A 21,234-nucleotide genomic window follows, 5' to 3' on the forward strand; every position below is an offset into this window, starting at 1 on the left:
CCTTTTATTTTTTAAACCATAAATCATTCAAAAATCCAGAAAAGATTAAGAATGAAACCATCACGACATGGAAGGTGACAACCATGCCAAGCAACTGAATCCAGCGATTCTCAGGTAAGGAACCCTTTCCAGCTTTTTTCCGTTCTTTATTGAGCGCTTTTTTCTTACGAACCCAAGCATCATTGATGACCAGCCCAATCCCATGAAAAAGTCCATAGGCGATGTAGTACCAGGTCACACCATGCCAAAATCCCATAATCAGCATATTGAGAATATAGGCTACACTTGAAGTGACATTGCGATTTTTAAAGACCTTCTTTCTGGTCAACACCATGACCATCCGCATAAAGACAAAGTCACGGAACCAGAAAGACAGACTCATGTGCCAACGATTCCAAAATTCCTTTAAATCCCTTGACAAAAAGGGCTTGTTAAAGTTGATAGGACTATGAATACCCATCAAGTTTGAAATGGCTAAGGCAAACATAGAGTAGCCCGCAAAGTCAAAGAAGAGCTCCAGACCAAAGGTGTACATGACCGCTAAAGCGTAGAGGTTAAAGAAACCACCTGTCTGCAAGGCCAAATTTTTCAACGGAGGCAATAATGTCTCTCCTAAAATGTGAGCCAAGATAAACTTGTAGAGGAAGCCAAGCATGATATATTTGACAGCCTCTTCTAGCATATCCATCAGCTCATCCCGCTCAGGAATGGTCTCGTAATTTTCATTGAAGCGTTTAAAACGATCAATGGGACCACTTGAGAAGGTCGGCATAAAGAGAAGAAAACGTAAGAATTGCCAAATCGTTAAATCCTTGATGACACCGTCTCTCAACTCAACGATAACCCCAACTGCACGAAAGGTCAAGTAAGAAATCCCTAAAAATCCAAATAAAGATTGAGGTCCATGAATAGCAGGAGATACTTTCACAAAGACGATTGGCAATAGGGATAGAAAGCTAACCAGGTAAAATATCCATTTACTATCCCGTTGTTTCCTGTACCTTTTGTAGAAAGATACAAGCAGCACTTGCCAGATAACATAAAGGATAAGAGCGCTTATTTGATCCGTCTTCCCACCTGTCAACATGGCTAGGATAAAGAAAAGACTAACGAGCACCTCATATAAGGCAAAACGTTTCTTGAAAAAAAGACCGATAAAGATGGGCAAGGTCGCTCCGATGATGTATAGAAAATACTGTGGATTCCCATAAGGTTCCAAATGAGGAAACTGTTTGAAAAATTCCATCATCGACTGTTTACCTCATTGATCAAGCCTTTGATGTCAATCTTACCATTAGGAGTCAGTGGTAGGCTGTCCCGATAAAGGAATTTCGATGGCATCATATAGGACATCATGATATCTGCCAAGTCTTCCTTGATAGCCTTGGTAATATCGATATCACGCTCAAACTGCTGACGGACACCGTCTTTTAGGATGACATAGGCCAGTAGATTTTGTACCTTGTGGTCCTTGTTATAACGTGGGACAGCAACAGCCGACTCGATAAAGCGAGACTTGTTGAGGTTTTGAGAGACATCTTCAAGCTCAATGCGATAACCATTAAACTTAATCTGGAAATCCATTCGTCCACCATAGAGAAGCAAGCCCTCATCTGTCATGGTTCCTACATCCCCTGTGTGGTAGGCTGGCAGACCTTCGAATTCAAAGAAAGCTTCTGCCGTTTTTTCAGGATTGTTCATATAGCCTTTTGAAACAGCTGGTCCAGAAATGATGATTTCTCCCTGTTCACCATTTGGAACTTTCTTACCTTCCTCATCAATGATAAAGGTCGGAGAATCCGCCTTGGTATAGCCGATTGGCAGGCGTTTGAGAGTCGCCAACATCTCGTCTGTTACAGCAACTGCTGACAAAGCTACTGTCGCTTCTGTGGGACCGTAGGCATTGATAATACGAGCATTTGGAAATCGCTCACGTAGTTTTTGAGCTGTTTTGACCGTCAATTCTTCTCCATCAAAGTAGAAATGCGTGATTCCTGGCATTTTCTCACTGTTAAAGTCTTCTGACAACATAGCCATATCTGCAAAGGACGGTGTTGATGTCCAGATAGCGATGGGCAAGGAAAAAATCGTCGCAAAGAGTTTTTTGAAGTCCTGAGTAATGGCCGAAGGAAGAGCGAAAAGCGTGCCACCAAGTGCCAAGGTCGGTGCCCAGTACATGACAGATAGGTCAAAAGAATAAGGGGGCTGAGCCAGCATTTGTGGACGACTTGGCGTCGCAAACTCTTTATCTGTAATCATCCAGTTGGTAAAGCTGAGGAGATTGTCATGGGAAATCTGCACTCCCTTTGGCTTACCAGTCGTTCCAGAAGTAAAGATGATGTAGTAGTTGTCATCTCCCTTGACTGGATGGGTCATCTCGTAGCTAGAAGCTTGAGCAAAGGCTTCATGGACTTGCTCTAAATTCAGTATTGGTATACTTGTCTGCTCTAATGGAAAATCTGAAATAGCAATAATCAAGCTCGGTTCTGCAACTTCTACGATAGCAGAAACTCGTTCCAAGGCCGAATGGCTATCAATTGGAATATAGGCATGTCCCGACTTAGTTAGCGCTACAAAGGTAGCCAACATCTCATATTCCTGACCACCAAAAACGACGACTGGAGATTTCTCAGGCAAGCCTAGTTGGTCGATAGCTGCAGCCAAACTATCCGAATCAGCCTTCAGTTCACCATAAGTATGTTCTTGACCTAAAACATTGTAGACAGGATATGTTGGTTGCGTTTGAGCAAAGTGCTCAATCGTTTCAATCATATCTTTTATCGGTTTATTAGACACTGTTCCTCTTCTCCTTTAAACTAGAACTCATTATAAATAAAGGTGCCTTGGCTCTGACCAAGGTAACTAAAAAAATAAAGCAAACCAAGCAAGATTACAAAATATAGAGCCGTCCGGCCTAAGAATACATGTAAATTTCGTTGTTTTTTCATAAGCTATCCATTAATATATTGTTTCTATTAACTATCAGTATGTATTGTTAGCATCTTATCTTCCTAACATTTTACCACTTTATCAACCTTTTTTTCAACTGTTTACCATAACTTAAAAATTGGTTTTAGCTTATTTTAAGATAAGTTAAAATATTAATGTTTTGGCCATCAAAAAAGAGCCTGAGATTCCCATCTCAAACTCTGTTGCCAATAACTCTTTTATCTTAGAAAAGTGAAAATACGAGAACTGCTAGGGCCGCTCCGAGGATAGGTCCTACAACAGGAATCCAAGCATAAGACCAGTCCCCATCTCCCTTGTTTGGAATTGGCAATATGCTGTGCATGATACGAGGTCCAAGGTCACGAGCTGGGTTCAAGGCATAACCCGTTGTCCCACCTAGTGAAAGACCGATACCGACAATCAACGTTCCCACTGCAAAGGTCCCTAATCCTGCCTGAAGGTCATAGAGTCCCAAGGCAAAGATTGTCAAGAGCAAAACAAAAGTTCCAAGGATTTCGCTGATCAAGTTGGATACTGTGTTCTTGATTGCTGGTCCAGTACTGAAGGTTGCTAGGATATTGTCTGCATTTTCTTCTGCCTCATAGTGTGGTTTGAATTGCAACCAAACCAAAATCTGAGCCACCATCGCTCCTGCGAATTGGGCTAGGATATAAGGGAAAACAGAAGCCCAAGAGAGCGTTCCTTTTAAGGCCATCGCAAACGTCACAGCTGGATTTAGGTGGGCTGGGCTGAGCGTGCCAGATACAAAGGCCGCAACGGCTACAGCAATTCCCCATCCCATAGTAATCACAATCCATCCTGAATTGTTGCTCTTGGTTTTGGGAAGAACCACACCTGCAACAACACCATTTCCTAGGAGGATGAGGATTAAGGTCCCCAAAAATTCTCCAAATAATTCTTTCATCATATCTTTGTCTCCATTTAAAAGAAGGGGCGGGCGACAAGGAATGCTACCCTCCCTCTCTTCTAGTTTTTCTTAATTTTTTAGTTCTGCCAAATCGTTTTGAGCAAGAGCTGCTTCAACATCCGCACGGTAGGCTGCTTTTTCTTCTTCTGACCAGTCATAGAATCGTCCCATTTCATCCAGAACCGGCTCAACGATGCTATCTAAACTATCACGCATAAAGAGCATGTGGTTGGTACGGCGAAGGAGGAAGTCAACTGGGCTAAGAGCCAACTCATTGCGCATTGCATAGTGAAGGGACAAGGTATCTGCCAAGCTGAGTCCTGGTGCTTGTTCCAAACTGTGAGCAAGTGCAAAGACCTTCGGTGCATTTGAACCATAAAGATTTGCGAGATAGTGAGCTTCCTTGCTATCCAAGCCACGTGACACTCCAAGTTGCGCAAAGGCTTCAATTTCTGAGTCCACATTTGCTGGGTTCAATTCTCCGCCTGAAACAGGATAAGTCTTAGAGTTGATGAGTTTAAAGCTACGGTCAAATTCTGCTTTGAGAATATCAACCACGCGCTCCATAGCCCCTTCAGCCATCTTACGGTAGTCTGTGATTTTACCACCAGCAAGGGTCAAAAGGCCATTATCATCACGATCCAAGCTCGAACCACGCGAAACTGCAGATGGATCCAAATGCTTCTCAGATGTGCTGCTTTCAAGCTTGCTGACAGCAGACTCAACATCTTCACGCGTTTTTTCTTTCGATAGATATGCCTCGACAGTCGCAATCAAGCTATTGAAGCTTTCGTCGCTAATGGTTCCGTTATTTCCGCCATTATAGTCAGAGGCACTGTTGCCAGCAATCAATGGACGAAGACCAGCCCAGCTACTTTCGATATCATCAATGGTGATATTGGCTTCTAGGAAGCGGTTGTTGACAATACCAAGTAGATAATCTACATCTTCCTGCGTCACTTTTGGATGTTCCAAATCGCCTGTGTAGTCTGTATCCGTTGTACCAAAGTAAGTCTTGTTTTCACGTGGAAGTACAAAGACCATACGACCATCACCCAAACCTGTATCAAAGTAAACTGGCTGTGAAACCTTGATCTTGCTTGAATCCACTACCAAGTGAACTCCCTTAGTTGGGCGCATTTGTGAGAATTGGGTTCCCTTATTTGACAAATTACGTACCTTATCGCTCCAAGGACCTGTTGTGTTAATCACCAGACGGGCCTTGATTTCAAAGACTTGGTCTGTCAACAAATCACGAGCTACAACACCTGTAATCTTGCCACTTTCGTCAAAGAGGAAGCCTTCTGCCTTAACGTGGTTGGCAATGAGAGCACCGTCTTGGTTGGCACGTTTGATGTTTTCAATCACGAGACGCGCATCGTTATTACGGAAGTCAAGATAAACCCCACCTCCTACCAAGCCTTCTTTCTTCAAGTTTGGCTGGCGTTCCAAGACTTCTTCCTTGCTCAAGACCTTGTTAGCAGCTGGCGTATTGCTAACACCTGCCAAAAGGTCGTACAAGTCCATGGCTACTTTGAGACGGAAGAGGCTAAATGTCGCTCCATCCTCATCGTAAACTGGCAAGAGCATTGGATCTGGTTTTGGAATGTGTGGAGCGATTTGTTGAACCACTGCACGCTCAGAAACTGTATCTGAGACTACTTCCACATCAAATTGTTTGAGGTAACGCAGACCTCCGTGAACCAATTTTGTTGAACGGCTAGATGTTCCTTCTGCGAAGTCCTGCATTTCAATCAAACCAGTGTCAAGACCACTGGCTGCCGCCTGCAAAGCTACACCAGCTCCTGTAATCCCCCCACCGATAATCAAAAGGTCTAGGGTGCGTTCCTGCATTTTTTTAATTGATAATTCACGTGTTTTCTTTGAAAATTCCATATTTACACACTTTCTAACTGAGTCGCTTTATTCTCCCAGTATTAGTTGTTATTAGTCATCGATTTCCGCAAAGACTTGCGTTGCTTTCACAGCCTTCTTCCAGCCCTTGTAGAGTTGTTCCTTGCGCGATTCGTTCATGGATGGCTCAAAGAGTTCTCCTGTCTCGTTCAAGAGTTTCAACTCATCCAAATCCTTCCAGTAACCCACTGCCAAACCAGCTAGGAAGGCTGCACCGAGGGCAGTTGTTTCCAAGTTTTTAGCGCGGGCAATATCGATTCCCAAAATGTCAGCCTGGAACTGCATGAGGAAGTTGTTCATAGCTGCACCGCCGTCGACTTTGAGGACTTGAATAGCAGTCTGAGCATCCACTTGCATGGTGTCAATGATGTCACGTACTTGATAAGCGATAGATTGCAAAGTTGCCTTGATAAAGTCTTCTTTGCTTGTTCCACGAGTTAAGCCAAAGACCGAACCACGAGCATTTTGGTTCCAGTATGGTGCCCCTAGACCTGTAAAGGCAGGTACGACATAGACTTCGTCATTATTGTGAGAATTAAGAGCATATTTTTCAGACTCTGGTGAATTTTCAACCATGCGAAGTCCATCACGAAGCCACTGAATAGCACTTCCTGCAATAAAGATAGAACCTTCCAAGGCATAGTAAACCTTGCCGTTGATTCCGTAACCAATCGTTGTCAAAAGGTTGTTTTCAGACAACTGCATCTCTTCACCAGTGTTCATAATGATGAAAGAACCTGTTCCATAAGTATTTTTGACCATACCTGGTTCAAAGGCCAACTGACCAAAGAGTGCTGCCTGTTGGTCCCCAGCCATACCTGAAATTGGTACTTCTCCACCGTAGAAATGGAATGGAGCAGTCTTGCCGTAGATTTCAGAGTTAGAACGAACTTCTGGAAGCATAGCCTTCGGAATGTTGAGGATTTCCAAAATCTCATCATCCCATTTGAGTTCTTTAATGTTATAGAGCATGGTACGAGCTGCATTGGAGTAGTCCGTCACATGAGCCGCACCGTCAGTCAATTTCCAAACCAACCAAGTATCGATAGTACCAAAGAGCAATTCTCCTTTTTCTGCTCGCTCTTGAGCGCCTTCTACATGGTCCAATATCCAACGAACCTTGGTAGCAGAGAAGTAAGCATCGATAATCAAACCAGTCTTTTCATGGAATTTTTCCACATAACCTTGGCTTTTTAGTTGTTCAGCCAGAGGAGCAGTTTGACGTGATTGCCAAACGATAGCATTGTAGATAGGGAGCCCTGTTTTCTTATCCCAAACGACAGTTGTTTCACGCTGGTTGGTAATCCCGATGGCTTCGATTTGACTTGGTTTCACACCACTTTCGATGAAAGCACCCGCGATAACTGACTGAACAGAGTTCCAAATTTCATTGGCATTGTGCTCAACCCAACCTGCTTGAGGGAAAATCTGAGTGAACTCTTTTTGACTAGAGCTGACCTTTTCTCCTTTTTTGTTAAAAATGATGGCACGAGAACTGGTTGTTCCTTGGTCAATAGCCATGATGTATTTTTCTTGTGACATGTGCTGTCCTCCTGATAAAATCTTGAGGGGGTCCCTCTTTACAGTAACTAGTATACAAAATAAAGCGCTTTCTTGTTCATCAATTTTTTTTAAATTTTAAAAAAATGTGAGGAGATTGTGCGAATTTCACAAAAAAGACCTGAAAATTCAGGCCTTTTATGCAAAGAGCATCTGGCGAATCTTTGCCAAATCCTCGATATCCAAGTCATTTTTTAAATAATAAACTGGTGTCTGTTCCTTCTTATGAATCGGGTTGTTGGTAATTAACAAATCATAATGTCGACTAGGGTCATAGGCTTCAATGGCAATAAAACGATTGTATTCCAAATACCGTTTCAAAAGGGCAGCCATCCTAGAAAAGACAAGGAAACCAGATGTCAAATCCAGACCAATCCTCATATGTTGGCCACCATTTTCTGCCATATACTCTATCAACTGGAGCCATTCCCAGAGAATTTTCTTATCCAAATCCGTCCCCTGCTGAAAGGCAGGTATAGCATGAAAAATTCTCTCTGCAGTCCCTCTAAAATCATGTTCCATCAGCAAATAGGGATGACGATTCTCTGTCTGGTATCTGTACTGATCTTGCAAGATATAGCCCTTGTAGAGATAAACTTGACCACAAAGCTGGCTGAGTTCATAGGTGACATGGTCCTCTGTGTAGTCCCCCAGCAGCTCCTCCTTCTTCATCTCTTGAATCAATTGCGTCAGCAAATCGGCTAATTGCCCTCCAAAACCAAGGATATACTCCATAGTATGAAGGGGCAAGATACGATGGGAAAGGAGAAATGAAAAGAATACCATCATCTCACCATCCTCAGTTCCTAGAGGGATATGTTGCCCAGCAAAAAAGGACGGAGCCTTTCTCAGCAAACGAAGGTAGAAAATATTGTCAAAATACCCTCGCATTTTTTCTTCTATGACTTGAAACTGACAGGCGTTAACCCGAAGGCGCTGTTGACTGATGTGAACCCAGAGAACCAAGTCCAGTTTCTGACCTGAAGACAAGCTAGCACCGCAGATTTCTTCTAAGCTGGCAATCTCCTGCTTTCTCTCTGGCTTCTGCATATGTCCTTCCCATTCCTGACTGGACCACAACTTGCGAAAAAGACAGAAATAGAAATAGCGAATCTGATGCTCCGGACCTCGCCAACGGCCATTTTGGATGGATAAGTCAAACTCTGACAAAATCTGATTTAGACTAGCTAAGTGGCGACCAAGCGTGGCCTCGCTAATCATCAATTCTTGAGCCAACTGATGAGCTAGAAACTGTTGGTGATAGAGAAGGTAAACCAAAATTTGGTACTTAATGGCATTGTCTAGAAACAAGCTCCGAATCTCTCTCCCCTTGGTAGCTGCACCAATCGACAAGCGCAGATTTTCATCTTCCAAGTGGATGGTCAGCTCTAATCCTCTTTCCAAGGCATTTTCGTTAATCAGAGAGATATACTTGGTTAAGGTCGCCTTTGAAAAACCTGTTTCTTCCATGGCTTCCTTGACTGTTGTCTGCGAATCTTGTAATAGAAAGGAAAGGACTAAAAATTGGCCAGATTCGGCTTTTTCCATCAAATCACCTAAATACATTTGTTACCCCTTTCATTTTCTCCTTCAAGCATAGCATAAATCTTTCAAATGCTGAAATAATCTGTTTCTCATTTTATTTTAAGGTTGATTTCCTCGTCATTATTCCACAGAAACAGCAAACACACAGCTCCCCCTTTGGGCATTTTTATGCTAAAATAGTAGCTATGGATAAAATTATTAAAACTATATCAGAAAGCGGAGCCTTTCGTGCTTTTGTCCTTGATAGCACTGAAACCGTCCGCACTGCTCAAGAAAAACATCAAACCCAAGCCAGTTCAACCGTCGCACTTGGTCGCACCCTTATCGCTAGCCAAATTCTCGCAGCTAATGAAAAAGGAAATACCAAACTAACGGTTAAAGTTCTTGGAACAAGCTCTCTCGGTGCCATCATCACGGTCGCAGATACCAAGGGAAACGTCAAAGGCTACGTTCAAAATCCAGGTGTTGACATCAAAAAGACTGCAACGGGTGAAGTCCTAGTCGGACCTTTTGTTGGAAACGGTCAATTTCTCGTTATCACAGACTACGGTACTGGAAATCCCTACAACTCCATGACTCCCCTCATCTCTGGGGAAATCGGTGAAGACTTGGCATACTACCTGACTGAAAGCCAACAAACCCCTTCAGCAGTCGGCCTCAATGTTCTTTTGGATAAAGACGACAAGGTCGAAGTTGCCGGAGGTTTCCTTCTCCAAGTGTTGCCAGGAGCCAAGGACGAGGAGATTGCTCGCTTTGAAAAACGCATCCAAGAAATGCCAGCCATCTCAACCCTTCTGGAAAGTGACGACCATATCGAAGCTCTCCTCAAGGCTATCTACGGTGACGAATCCTACAAACGTCTATCTGAAGAAGAAATCCGTTTCCAATGTGACTGCAGCAAAGATCGCTTTATGAACGCTCTTGCCAGCCTTCCAAATTCAGACCTTGAGGAAATGAAAGAGGAAGACCACGGGGCAGAAATCACTTGTCAATTCTGCCAAACAACTTATAACTTTGATGAAAACGACTTGGAGGAACTCATTCGTGACAAATCTTAATACATCTTTTATGATTGGCAATGTTGAGATTCCCAATCGTACTGTTTTAGCACCCATGGCTGGCGTGACTAACTCAGCCTTTCGTACCATCGCAAAAGAGCTCGGTGCAGGACTTGTTGTCATGGAAATGGTCTCTGACAAGGGAATCCAATACAACAATGAAAAAACCCTGCACATGCTTCATATCGATGAAGGCGAAAACCCAGTTTCTATCCAACTTTTTGGTAGTGATGAAGACAGCCTCGCTCGCGCAGCAGAATTCATCCAAGAAAATACTAAGACCGATATCGTCGATATCAACATGGGCTGCCCAGTTAACAAAATCGTGAAGAACGAAGCTGGCGCTATGTGGCTCAAGGATCCAGACAAGATCTACTCTATTATCAACAAGGTCCAATCTGTCCTTGATATCCCCCTCACTGTCAAAATGCGCACTGGCTGGTCTGATCCATCCCTAGCCGTGGAAAATGCCCTCGCTGCTGAGGCTGCAGGTGTCTCTGCCCTCGCTATGCACGGCCGTACCCGTGAACAAATGTACACAGGTCACGCAGACCTTGAGACTCTTCACAAGGTTGCTCAAGCTTTGACCAAGATTCCATTTATCGCAAATGGTGATATCCGTACGGTCCAAGAAGCCAAACAGCGTATCGAAGAAGTCGGGGCTGACGCTGTCATGATTGGTCGCGCAGCCATGGGAAACCCCTATCTCTTCAACCAGATCAACCACTACTTTGAAACAGGAGAAATTCTCCCTGACTTGACATTTGAAGACAAGATGAAAATCGCCTACGAACATTTGAAACGCTTGATTAACCTCAAAGGAGAAAACGTAGCCGTTCGTGAATTCCGCGGTCTCGCTCCTCACTACCTCCGGGGAACATCTGGAGCTGCCAAACTTCGTGGAGCCATTTCACAAGCTAACACCCTAGCAGAGATTGAAGCCCTCTTGCAATTAAACAAAGCATAATAGAAAAAACCGTAACTCGCTTGGAGTTTACGGTTTTTTAGATTCTAGGAAAACCTAGATACTATTATTGAATCAAGGCAACGCTTGAAACTTTACCATCCGCACCTGTTGTAATTTGGATGATTTTTCCTCCACCGATTTTGGCATTATACTTGCCATCATCAAGAGTGTAAGAGTAGCCTCTGATAGAATAGTTTTCTTTCTTTCCATCTGCAGTTTCTACTGTGAATTGCCCTCCTGATGAAACCGTAATCGTTTCGCCATTCGCTCCCTTCCAGTTGCCTGCAGCTGCTGAGAAATCACCATCGACCATGGTTAAAACACCCTTGTAGCGTTTGTTGTGTTCTGCTTGCTTGTCTTGAAGTTTGCGGTCAGTTGTTGGATCGTAGCCTGACTGGTTAGACTGGGCTTGAGAACCTTGCTGAGTTGAAGGTGCCTGAGATGGGGCTTGTTGACTAGAAGCTGCTTGTTCTTGTCTTGATTCAGGTGCTGGTTTCGCTTGTGACTGATCTGCCGTTGTAGAAGACTGACCAGAAGATGCCTGAGCCTTTTCAGATGAAGCTGAGCTTGAAGATTTTTGTGTCTTGCTTTCTTTGCTAGAAGAAGCTGCTTTAGAGCTTGATGATTGACTTGTCTTGGCAGAGCTGCTGGTTTGAGTGGTTTCGTTTTTATTTCCACAAGCTCCTAGTAGCAAGGTAGAAGCCAATACAGTCGCTGCCATCAATTTGATATAGGTTTTCTTTTTCATTTTTCCACTCCTTTGTAACATTTTTGAAATGTTAAGAAATCTTTTTGTAATATGATTGTAACATTAGACCTTGAATCTGTCAACTATTTAGAGAAACTATTTTAAAAAAATTTCTCTCTACTATTTCTATTCGTAATTGAAACGAAAAAATAGAAAATTTTTAAAATTAGAGTCCTATTTTTTGTATCGCTTTTGTGTAATCGCTTGCATTGTGTTAGACAAAGGAATATAATAACATTGAAATAGAATATAGGAGGTGCACTCTTATGCTAAATAAGTATTACAAGTATCTGCCTTGGTTGATTTTGGGAGCTATTGGCTCTTATCAATCAGCCACTTACTATGCGCGAACTGCATTTGATGTCTTCTATCTGACTGCAATCTTTTTGATTGTTTATATCGCTTTGTTATTTTTGCATGAGAACTATCTCAAGTATCGATATAAAGACTTCTTTACTCACCTGTTGAGTAATCCTAAGAAAGATAGCCATTCATAAAAATGATGATAAATAAAGAGGTCGGGAAAAGTTCCCGGCCTCACTTTTTATTTCAATCGATAGGTTTTTCTTGGTTTCTTTTTGGGTACTCGTTTGAGTCCGACTTCTTCTACATATTCTCCGTATTTTACGAGAAAGTTATTGCTGACGATGGGGCGACCGGGATTGATGAGATTGACTAGTTCGGTTCCTTCGTAGACAGTGAACTCCTCCTCCAGCAGATAAAGGAAAGTCGGATTCCAGTCGAGACGGCCTTGGATTCGTTTGATGGATTCTTGGATAATGGCATAATGGTCAAAGGCGAAGGCTTGCTCCTCCAGCTCGACTCCATCTAGGTAGCATTTGCCTGTCTGAAAATCGACATCTACAAAAACCACATCCTTGGCATCGTCACCTGCCTGAACGAGGTCTAAGGCACGACTAGGTAGGTACACTAAGTGGGCAATGGTCACTGTCCAGCCCCGTGGATCACGACCGGGGGTCGATACCGTCATCAATTGCTCGATTTTCTCCAAAGGTAGATCGAGATTGACTTCTTCTCTCACCTCGCGCTGACAGGCATGTGCAGCATCTTCTCCCTTGTCCATAAAGCCTCCAACCAAAGCCAAACAGTTTTGATAAGGGTGAGCCTTGCGACGGATTAGCAGGAGCTTGATCTTTCCTTCGACAAAGCAGTAGGCCACCATATCCACTGTCACACTTGGTTTTTCATATTGAGGGAGTTCCTGCTTGTAGTACCAGTCTAAAAACTCCTCCTGACTGGCATGGATTTCATAATATTCTTTTTCCGTCATCCCTTCTGGAATCTTTATGTCTGCCATCTTATGCCTCCTTTCGAACTGCCTTGGTCCATTGGTACCAACCCACTAGACTGTTGAGTGTGTAAACCCAGTACATCCCTTGGATGTGGATATTTTCACCCCACCAGAGATAAATACTAAAGAGATTGGTTGCAATCCAGAAAATCCATTGCTCGCGGTAAAGACGTGTCATCAAGAGCTGACCAACACCATTGGTCGCATCGGTTACACTATCACGGAAAGGTCGAGCACTATTGATACTTTGGTAAGCCAAGCCCATACCAATCCAGATAATAGCAGTCAAGACCAAGTACTTGAGCCAGTCAAGAACAGATAATTTCTTAGCTTCAAAGTGGGATTCTTCTGGTTTTTCCTGTTCATTGATACGATTGGACAGCCAAGCATAGAGACCAATCGGCTGCATGACAAAGAAGTAAACAGTCGTCAAAACTTCGCCATAAAAAGTCGCATTCATGGCCAAGATCAAATAGATAGCCGAGTTAATAGCCCCAAAGAGATAATTGCTTGCACGACCTTCTGCTACTAAAATAACACAGACAATCCCAGTCCAGGACGCAAACAAGCTCAACCAGTCATGGCTTTCCGTATTTTGTGTAAACTCCAAGATCAAGGGAACACTTGACAAGGCGATGAGATACAACCACTGGAAAAGACTACGGCCGACAAAGAGATCTTTCCATAGCAAGCGCATGATTCCTGCAAAACCAATCTTGCGAGCTTCGGCATGGACATTTTTAAAGTTTTCGATAAATTGTGTGATTTTTTTAGTTACTGTTTTCATCATTTTCTCCTAATCTGCTTGGTAAATGGCATCAATAGCCACTTTTGCTGCTTCATAATTGCCTAGGTAATCCTCTGCTAGATAAACTAAAGGAATGGTCGTTAAGTATCTCTCCCTCATCTGATCCAAATGCTGGGAAAAACTGTAGCGAATGTGGTCTTCCGCCATGGTCATATCTCTAAATCCGTCATTGACATAGGAACCGACAGGTTGCACGAAGAGAATCAAGTCCCATTTTTCCTTGGCCAAGATTGAAACAAAGAGATTGTCAAAGGTTTCTCCTGATAAGTCCCCTTGGTCCTCAGTCTCCATGTAATAGTCATAGTAACCCTTGGTTACCAATGAATTGGTATCAGCTATCACTAGGCCTCGATTGGCATTGCTATCGATTAACTTAGAGGTCTGGTCATACTGCCCTAAAAGGAGATAGTAGTAATCCTTTGGAGTCAATTCATCGTCGCGGACATTGTTTTTGATCTGGTACTCACGCGCGTATTCCAGACTAACGGGCGCATCGTAATACCTTGCCAAATCCTTGGCCAGAGTGGTCTTCCCATTACTGGCACTTCCCATGATCAAGACTTTCTTGGTGAACTGACGACGGAAGGGCTGAGCGATGTATTTCCAATATTTGCTTGGATTTTCTCGAATCATAGTCGCTGAGATACCAAACTTTCTTTCTTGCAAAACGGTGCCAAAGCCACGATTAGATAACTCTTGCTGGTAGTCTTCTTCTCCCACAAAGAAAGTCAGTTCTTGCTGGGTTTCATCATAGGAAATCTCCGCTAACATCTGGTCCAACCACTCCTGCCAGCCCATAGGGTAACGGGGAAGGTTGGTCTCATCCAGCTTGCAGACAGAGGTCAATTCGTCATCACGAAAAGCCTCTCGGATATAGCGAAATCGTTTTTGAAGACTTAAACCTACCTGCTCACCTCGGTCTCCCTCGTAGCCTGAAACGACTACCCAGACCTGGTCACACTGACGCTTCGCTCGCTGGATCAGATCGATATGTCCCTGATGGAGGGGGGCAAAGGTCCCAAACACCACTGCTGTTTTCTTTTTCATAAACGTTTTACCTTTTTATAGTTTTTGATATTTTTATTTTCTATGTTTTTATTATATACTATATTTTTGTTTTGTCAATAGTTTTTTATCATTTTTTATAAAAAAGTAGCAAAAAAGAATCAGGATTGCTCCTGATTCTCCATTTTTAAGCAATATCAAATTTTAGTTGGCCAGCTTTGACACCGATTTTGAGAGTTTTGCCTGCTACCAGTTCTCCCTTGAGAAGGAGTTCTGCTAGCTTGTCTTCCACTTCTGTTTGCAGGGTTCTGCGAAGTGGGCGAGCTCCCATTTCCGGATCATATCCTTGGCTTGCTAGTAACTTCAACGCTGAAGCTTGCAGTTTCAAGTTGATGCCTTTCTCTGCTAGGCTAGCAATCAATGGTTTCACCATAATCTTGACAATTTCCTGCATGTGTTCGCTATCCAAGCTGTGGAAGACCACCTTTTCATCAATACGGTTGATAAACTCTGGTCGATAAGCTTTTTTCAACTCTTCAAAGATTCGTTTTTCCATATTTTCCTGATCAAAACGAATGTCTTTCGCGCCAAAGCCAACAGTCTTGTCATCACGAAGAGCCGTCGCGCCAAGGTTTGACGTCATGATGATAATGGTATTTGAAAAGTCCACCTTGCGTCCCTTGCTATCTGTCAAGACACCATCGTCCAGAACCTGCAAGAGGACATTAAAGATATCTGGGTGGGCCTTTTCTACCTCGTCAAAGAGGAGCACAGAGTAAGGTTTGTTGCGAACCTTCTCGGTCAACTCCCCACCTTCTTCGTAGCCTACATAGCCCGGAGGAGCTCCATTGAGACGGCTAGCTGCGAATTTCTCCATATACTCACTCATGTCAAAGCGGATAAGGGCTGATTCGTCATCAAAGAGGACTTCTGCCAGAGCCTTTGCCAATTCGGTCTTACCGACTCCTGTCGGCCCTAGGAACATAAAGGAACCAATCGGACGCTTGTGACTACGAATACCTGACTGATTGCGACGAATGGCACGACTAATGCTTGAAACAGCTTGATCTTGGCCGATGACACGTTTGTGCAACTCCGCTTCCAAGTTCAGGTATTTCTTAGCATCAGTCTGAGTCAGTTTTTGGACTGGAATCCCTGACAAGCGACTCAAGGTAGTCAAAATATCGGATTCTGTTACCAAGTCTTTATAGACAGGGACTTCCTGCTCTTTTGCGATTAACTGAGCAGCTTGTTTCCACTTGCCATCCATCAAAGCCTTGTCAGCTGGAGTCAAGTCGGATTCGTCTGCTTTCACATGCTTGGATTTGTTTTGCACTGTTGCTGCCGCTTCATCCAAAAGGTCGATAGCAGAGTCTGGTAAGTGACGACTGGTCAAGTAACGATGCGCCATCTTGACAGCTGTTTCAACGGCTTCATCTGTGATTTGCACACGATGGTGTTTCTCATAGGTAGCTTTCAAACCTTGCAAAATAGTCATACTGTCAGCTAGACTTGGCTCTTCAATCGTTACTTTAGCGAAACGACGAGAAAGAGCTGCATCTTTTTCGATGTGTTTCTGGTATTCTTCCTGAGTGGTTGCACCAACTGTTCTCAGAGTTCCGCGAGCTAAGGCTGGCTTCAAGATATTGGCTGCATCCAGAGTCGAGTCAATACCGCTACCAGAACCCATGATGGTGTGGAGTTCATCGATAAAGAGGATCACTTTGCCATCTTCCTCGATGTCCTTGATAATATTGTTCATGCGCTCTTCAAAATCTCCACGGAAACGTGTTCCCGCAACGACATTCATCAAATCAAGCTCTAGAACACGCATCTTAGCCATTTCAGCTGGTACATTCCCACTAGCAATACGCTGAGCAAGTCCAAGTGCTAAAGCTGTTTTCCCGACACCCGCATCTCCAACCAATACAGGATTGTTCTTGGTCTTCCGACTCAAAATCTGAATCATACGCGAGATTTCCTTGTCACGACCGATAACTGGTTCTAACTTGCCAGAGCGCGCTTGCTCCGTCAGGTCATGCGTGTAATCCTCTAGACCACCACTTTGAGCTTGAGGCATGCCCATCATATTGGCCATGGAATTTTGCTTGTCAGTTACTGTGCGATGACGTTGACGCAAAGCCTTGAGATCTTCTCTAGTCCAGCCAGCACGTTCCTCTAAATTGCGACGAAGAGCAGCAATTCTGACCTGATCTTTCTGGTCTTCATAAGAGAAGCCTGCTCTCTCCAAGATACGAGTTGCCAAGGCATTACCATCATGCAAAATCGCATAGAGGACATGCTCTGTCCCTAGTACCTTTGCATGGACCACTGAGGCCACATACTCTGCTTCTGCAAAGAGAACTTCCAAACGATGGGAAAAGGGTAATTCTGTAAAGGTTTCGTCTTGGCTATAGTCCGTTTCAGTCAGTTCCAACGCAACCTCTTCTAGACGGTCCATCTCGTATGGATAATCATTTAGAGTTGCACCTGCCACACTATAACTGTGATTGGACATGGCAATCAATAAATGCCAAGACTCTAGATAACGAGCTCCAAAATGGCTCGCAACCATGTAGGCACTTTCGATACATTCATTCAATGCTTTTGAATAGTTCATCTTACTTCTCTTTTCTATCTACCTCTTGTAATAGCTGTCGGAGCATATTGGCACGGACAACTGAAGATTCTTCCCCTAGGACACGATCCGTTGCCACTGATGCCAGCAAGGTCATCTCCTGCTTGGTCATCAAGTCCTGCTCCACCAAAAGCTGGAGAATATCCTCATAAATCTCCTGACTAACTCGCTCACCAATCGAGTAAAGCAAATCGCGGAGCATCTCATGATGACTGGAAAATTCAATCCGCCCTATGCGAATGTAGCCTCCACCACCACGCTTGCTCTCAACCAAGTAACCTCTACTCTCCGTAAAGCGGGTCTTGATGACATAGTTGATCTGACTCGGTACAACCTGAAAGGTATCTGCCAACTGGCTCCGCTGCAATTCCACGATACCAGACTGGTCTAAAATCGCCTTGATATAGGCTTCGATATGATCTGATGTATTTTTAAATCTCATAGTAAATCAAACTCCTTCTTTGAACCTTGACTATCTTTGACTATACTATCATTTAACACTCTATAAGTCAAATTTTTAGAGCTCAACCCTTGAAAATACTGACTTTCTTTAAAAACACTAAGGCATTAGGACGCCTTGGTTTTTCTTGAAAGTTCCTAAAAAAGTCCACAAAAAGAGCCCTAAAAAGGGCGTAATATTGACGAGTTCAGCAGGCAAGAACTAGCACGGTCAAACGTGCTTTTTTATTACCTGATAATATTATAGCATATCTTCCACAGCATAGCCATAAGACACAAAGAAAAACCCTCAGATAATTTCTGAGGGAAGAAAATGTTAGTTGTTACGCTTCATCTTATCTTTAATCACTAGAATAACCACAGTTATAATGATTACAAATGTGACAATAAATAATAAAATCGATAATGCAAAAATTAACGAAATGGGCACACCCAAGGCAAGAAGGAATAAAATATAAACTAACACTAAAACTGAAAATACTTTAATAAAATTAAGCATAGAAATTGCTCCTTTATTGTCAAAAAATTTAAACATGGAAATTATTCCATTGTTTAGTTTGAAGCACTTAAAATAGAAGTTATCTTGAAAATAGTAATCAAGGTTAAATTCAGCAATTTATATTATTGTTTTATCTAAGCAATTCGTTTTATCTGAGCAATTTGTTTTATCTGAGTAATTTGTTTTATCTGAGTAATTTGTTTTATCTAGGCAATTTGTTTTATCTAGGCAATTTGTTTTATCTAGGCAATTTGTTTTATCTAGGCAATTTGTTTTATCTAGGCAATTTGTTTTATCTGAGTAATTTACATGTTCAAGAATTTTGTTTCTATCTATTTCAAATAGTAACTTCACTCATAGTATAAAACATTAAAACTTGGATGTCAATCTTTTTTTATTTTCAGGGCTGCCAATTAGAATACATCCCTTAAAACAATTTATTTGAAGATTTCTATAATTTTTTCTTAAAAGTAAGCCTTTCATCCTAAATATATTAGTTTTTATCCCCTTTTTGTCTGGAGGTCTCCGACTTGGAAAAAGTTCCCTTCACCGGTACCCTACTGGCCAGAAAGATTTTTTAAAAGGTGGGGGGAGTCAATATCCTTTCAACTCAACAAATCTTTTAGCGATTACCTTTCTACGGCTATTTATATAACGAGTAGTTTTATTTAGTTTCTCTGCCACGTCTTCCCAAGTCGCACCAGCTTCTAAATATCTCATTTTAAAAATGACTAGATCACTTTCAATTAAGTTTTCCATCAAGGTATCTACAACTAGTTTAAAGCCTTCTAAATATCTTAGCGTTTGGTCTTCTTCAATTCTAATAATGGTTGCTTCAGTAGGACTATATACTGTCTTGCCTTTCCCACCAGTACAATCTTCAGCGCTATGTTTCTTATTATGTATTAGTTCCTGTCTTCTCAAATAAATTTTATCAGCAAGCGTTCTATATCGTCCTAACTCAATATCTATCCCGTCCAGGTCTCTGTTACTCAACTCGTACATAGGTAAGTACCTCCACTTAAATTTAAAAATTTTTTTATCTTTCAATTTGTCAAATTGTAAATTCTGTCAAACTGACAAAAAGCGCTAAAAGCCTTCCAACACTCCACTTACCAGGTATCATTGTTTTAAGTTTGACAACTCTTCAATATGACAAGTTCAAGGGAAATTTCTTTAATTTATCCCCTCAGTTTCTCATATCTTACATTCTGTGAAACTCACTCCATTCTGTAAACCCCTGATATACCTTACTTTCAAGCTATTACTTCTTTTCAGTTTATGCTTACTTTGTTATGTGAAACTTAGTAAAGCATAAAAGTAGGACTAGCGATATCTTTTCTGTTTCAGCCATATATCACTAGCCTTACTTAATTTGTTCCCTATTTTTCTAAATACTCTTTAATGTCCCGATATTCCTTAGAAAAATCTATCCACCCGCTAATATCAGGGTTTAAAAATGGTAGGACAGTAAGCGGACTTACTTCTGTTCGATATAGCGATAGAGAATGTTTCTGACTTATTTCCCTGACTACACCTGTATGGATTTCTTCTACATCCTTCTTTAGTTCTTGAATTTCATCATATGCGTCCAGAATTCGTCTAAGTTTCTTTCGGTATTGTTTATAGATCTTCTTAGTTTCCATCCGTTGCTTAGTTTCTTTAAAAATGTATTCAAAGATGACTGCTTTAGCTTCTGAAAAATCACTATTATATTTTTCCTGAAGAGAATTAATAGCTTTTTCCATCTTTTCCAGCTTCTCTAAAGATTCTAAGTTATTTGACAAAAAAGAATCTATATTCTCAAATGAAACTGTTTGATTGCCTAACAGGCTTTTCCTTTTTTCGCTTAACTGTTCTCGTGCTGAATTAATCTTACTTTTTTTATTATCTAGATCATCCAGTGTTTCAAATACTTGATTAATATCCATTTCTTTCTCCTAGTTCCATTGAATAAGGTAACCACAATCTTCTTCAACTTTTTTTACATCAAATCGGGTATGTAAAATCAACCGTTTCCCAAAATAGTCATTCGCATTCACCCAACTAAGTGTATCTTTCTTTCGATCAAACAAAGTAACAAAGTTTTCTAGATCTCCGATAAAACCTTTTTTGTCACCTTTATTCCCTAATGTTGTATCATCTACAATTAAAAAGTTATCTACAAAGAATGTTTCACTTGTCCCTGTCTCTTTATCAACTTTAAGAAGATAATTTCCTGAAGTGTCTTTCATTTTTTCTAAGACACTAAATAGTGATTGACTAACAACCATAGATACATTTCGCTCTGGATTGATTAAAGAAACAATAGATTTCAAGTCGTCCATACTTGTAGCAGTCTGCACTTTCGCAGTTTGGAGAATTTTCCCAATCTCTCTATTTCGTGTTCTACGTTTTAATTTAATAATCTTCTTACCAAGAAAATCCGTTAAATTATATTGGCCATCATCTAATTGTTCCTGTGAAAAATCAAGTTTTCCACTAAATAATTTAACTAAGTAATCAACGCTGATAGTTTTCTTTTTATCTGCTTCTGTTCTCTCAACCGAATTTTCGCTAACTTCTTGTAATGAATTAGATTCAAAGTCAGTTACTTCATACTTCCCACCACGGGTACGAGTCTCAATAACATTTACTAGATCAACCAATTCTTTACGTTGATGTTCATCTTCGTAACTATCAAGGATTGGTTTTTCAATGAGTACATGATTATTTTCTACGTTCATCCCTCTAGTGTTATAACCTGTACTTCGGATATAAGCTTCTAGATATTCTTTTTGTTTAACTAAGTTAGTTGTCATTTTTTGCTCCTTCATCTTTTAATATCTGATTTTTGTTTATAAT

General features: G+C 41.7%; 19 protein-coding genes. 3 read left to right on the forward strand and 16 right to left on the reverse strand.

All coding sequences use genetic code 11. The annotated features are described in order from the left end of the window. Positions 1-4: 4 nt before the first annotated feature. The 7 genes from dltB to PCY17_RS05095 form a co-directional block, all read right to left on the reverse strand. On the reverse strand, positions 5-1,249 hold the full coding sequence (gene dltB / locus PCY17_RS05065; RefSeq protein ID WP_301392068.1) for a D-alanyl-lipoteichoic acid biosynthesis protein DltB: 1,245 nt from the start codon (positions 1,247-1,249) through the stop codon (positions 5-7). After that, positions 1,246-2,796, reverse strand: coding sequence for a D-alanine--poly(phosphoribitol) ligase subunit DltA (gene dltA / locus PCY17_RS05070; protein WP_301392069.1), 1,551 nt, complete (start codon positions 2,794-2,796; stop codon positions 1,246-1,248). Before dltA ends, dltB begins: the two co-directional genes overlap by 4 nt. Before the next feature lie 20 nt (positions 2,797-2,816). Beyond that, positions 2,817-2,948: a teichoic acid D-Ala incorporation-associated protein DltX gene (locus tag PCY17_RS05075; protein WP_008276434.1), complete on the reverse strand. Its 132-nt coding sequence runs from the start codon at positions 2,946-2,948 to the stop codon at positions 2,817-2,819. A 224-nt stretch (positions 2,949-3,172) separates the two neighbouring features. Continuing rightward, positions 3,173-3,877, reverse strand: a complete 705-nt coding sequence (locus PCY17_RS05080) for an MIP/aquaporin family protein (RefSeq protein ID WP_200730234.1) — start codon at positions 3,875-3,877, stop codon at positions 3,173-3,175. A 69-nt stretch (positions 3,878-3,946) separates the two neighbouring features. Continuing rightward, positions 3,947-5,773 (reverse strand): type 1 glycerol-3-phosphate oxidase, encoded by a 1,827-nt coding sequence (gene glpO, locus PCY17_RS05085; protein WP_301392070.1) that lies wholly within the window; start codon positions 5,771-5,773, stop codon positions 3,947-3,949. A gap of 51 nt (positions 5,774-5,824) precedes the next feature. After that, entirely contained in the window at positions 5,825-7,333 is a 1,509-nt protein-coding gene (glpK, locus tag PCY17_RS05090) for a glycerol kinase GlpK (protein WP_000076796.1), read from the reverse strand. A gap of 156 nt (positions 7,334-7,489) precedes the next feature. After that, positions 7,490-8,917: a helix-turn-helix domain-containing protein gene (locus PCY17_RS05095; protein WP_301392071.1), complete on the reverse strand. Its 1,428-nt coding sequence runs from the start codon at positions 8,915-8,917 to the stop codon at positions 7,490-7,492. Between the two features lie 164 nt (positions 8,918-9,081). Between PCY17_RS05095 and hslO the strand changes: the two genes are divergently transcribed. Both hslO and dusB read left to right on the forward strand, forming a co-directional pair. Then, the gene (gene hslO, locus PCY17_RS05100) at positions 9,082-9,954 is read left to right on the forward strand and encodes an Hsp33 family molecular chaperone HslO (protein ID WP_084944253.1); all 873 of its coding nucleotides are present in this window, start codon (positions 9,082-9,084) and stop codon (positions 9,952-9,954) included. Then, complete coding sequence (gene dusB, locus PCY17_RS05105) at positions 9,941-10,921, forward strand: tRNA dihydrouridine synthase DusB (RefSeq protein ID WP_162285022.1); 981 nt, start codon at positions 9,941-9,943, stop codon at positions 10,919-10,921. The genes hslO and dusB overlap by 14 nt, the downstream gene beginning before the upstream one ends. 64 nt (positions 10,922-10,985) lie before the next feature. Here dusB and PCY17_RS05110 read toward each other — a convergent pair whose 3' ends face one another. After that, the gene (locus PCY17_RS05110; protein ID WP_301392072.1) at positions 10,986-11,669 is read right to left on the reverse strand and encodes a hypothetical protein; all 684 of its coding nucleotides are present in this window, start codon (positions 11,667-11,669) and stop codon (positions 10,986-10,988) included. A 266-nt stretch (positions 11,670-11,935) separates the two neighbouring features. Here PCY17_RS05110 and PCY17_RS05115 point away from each other — a divergent pair, with 266 nt between their 5' ends. After that, complete coding sequence (locus tag PCY17_RS05115) at positions 11,936-12,166, forward strand: hypothetical protein (RefSeq protein WP_084877195.1); 231 nt, start codon at positions 11,936-11,938, stop codon at positions 12,164-12,166. A 47-nt stretch (positions 12,167-12,213) separates the two neighbouring features. On the opposite strand, the gene PCY17_RS05120 is transcribed toward PCY17_RS05115, so the two are convergent. From PCY17_RS05120 to PCY17_RS05155, 8 genes are all read right to left on the reverse strand, one after another. After that, positions 12,214-12,987 (reverse strand): NUDIX hydrolase, encoded by a 774-nt coding sequence (locus tag PCY17_RS05120; protein WP_084877194.1) that lies wholly within the window; start codon positions 12,985-12,987, stop codon positions 12,214-12,216. 1 nt (position 12,988) lies between these two features. Further along, entirely contained in the window at positions 12,989-13,768 is a 780-nt protein-coding gene (gene pnuC / locus PCY17_RS05125) for a nicotinamide riboside transporter PnuC (RefSeq protein ID WP_084877193.1), read from the reverse strand. A gap of 9 nt (positions 13,769-13,777) precedes the next feature. Continuing rightward, on the reverse strand, positions 13,778-14,836 hold the full coding sequence (locus PCY17_RS05130) for an AAA family ATPase (protein WP_084877191.1): 1,059 nt from the start codon (positions 14,834-14,836) through the stop codon (positions 13,778-13,780). 145 nt (positions 14,837-14,981) lie between these two features. Next, positions 14,982-17,414: an ATP-dependent Clp protease ATP-binding subunit gene (locus tag PCY17_RS05135; protein ID WP_084877189.1), complete on the reverse strand. Its 2,433-nt coding sequence runs from the start codon at positions 17,412-17,414 to the stop codon at positions 14,982-14,984. A gap of 1 nt (position 17,415) precedes the next feature. After that, the gene (locus tag PCY17_RS05140; protein ID WP_001211261.1) at positions 17,416-17,874 is read right to left on the reverse strand and encodes a CtsR family transcriptional regulator; all 459 of its coding nucleotides are present in this window, start codon (positions 17,872-17,874) and stop codon (positions 17,416-17,418) included. A gap of 1,110 nt (positions 17,875-18,984) precedes the next feature. Beyond that, on the reverse strand, positions 18,985-19,395 hold the full coding sequence (locus tag PCY17_RS05145; RefSeq protein ID WP_301392073.1) for a DUF722 domain-containing protein: 411 nt from the start codon (positions 19,393-19,395) through the stop codon (positions 18,985-18,987). Between the two features lie 377 nt (positions 19,396-19,772). After that, complete coding sequence (locus PCY17_RS05150; protein ID WP_301392074.1) at positions 19,773-20,321, reverse strand: hypothetical protein; 549 nt, start codon at positions 20,319-20,321, stop codon at positions 19,773-19,775. A 9-nt stretch (positions 20,322-20,330) separates the two neighbouring features. Next, complete coding sequence (locus PCY17_RS05155) at positions 20,331-21,191, reverse strand: phage major capsid protein (RefSeq protein ID WP_301392075.1); 861 nt, start codon at positions 21,189-21,191, stop codon at positions 20,331-20,333. Between the last annotated feature and the right edge of the window lie 43 nt (positions 21,192-21,234).

Source organism: Streptococcus sp. SO2, from assembly GCF_030440025.1.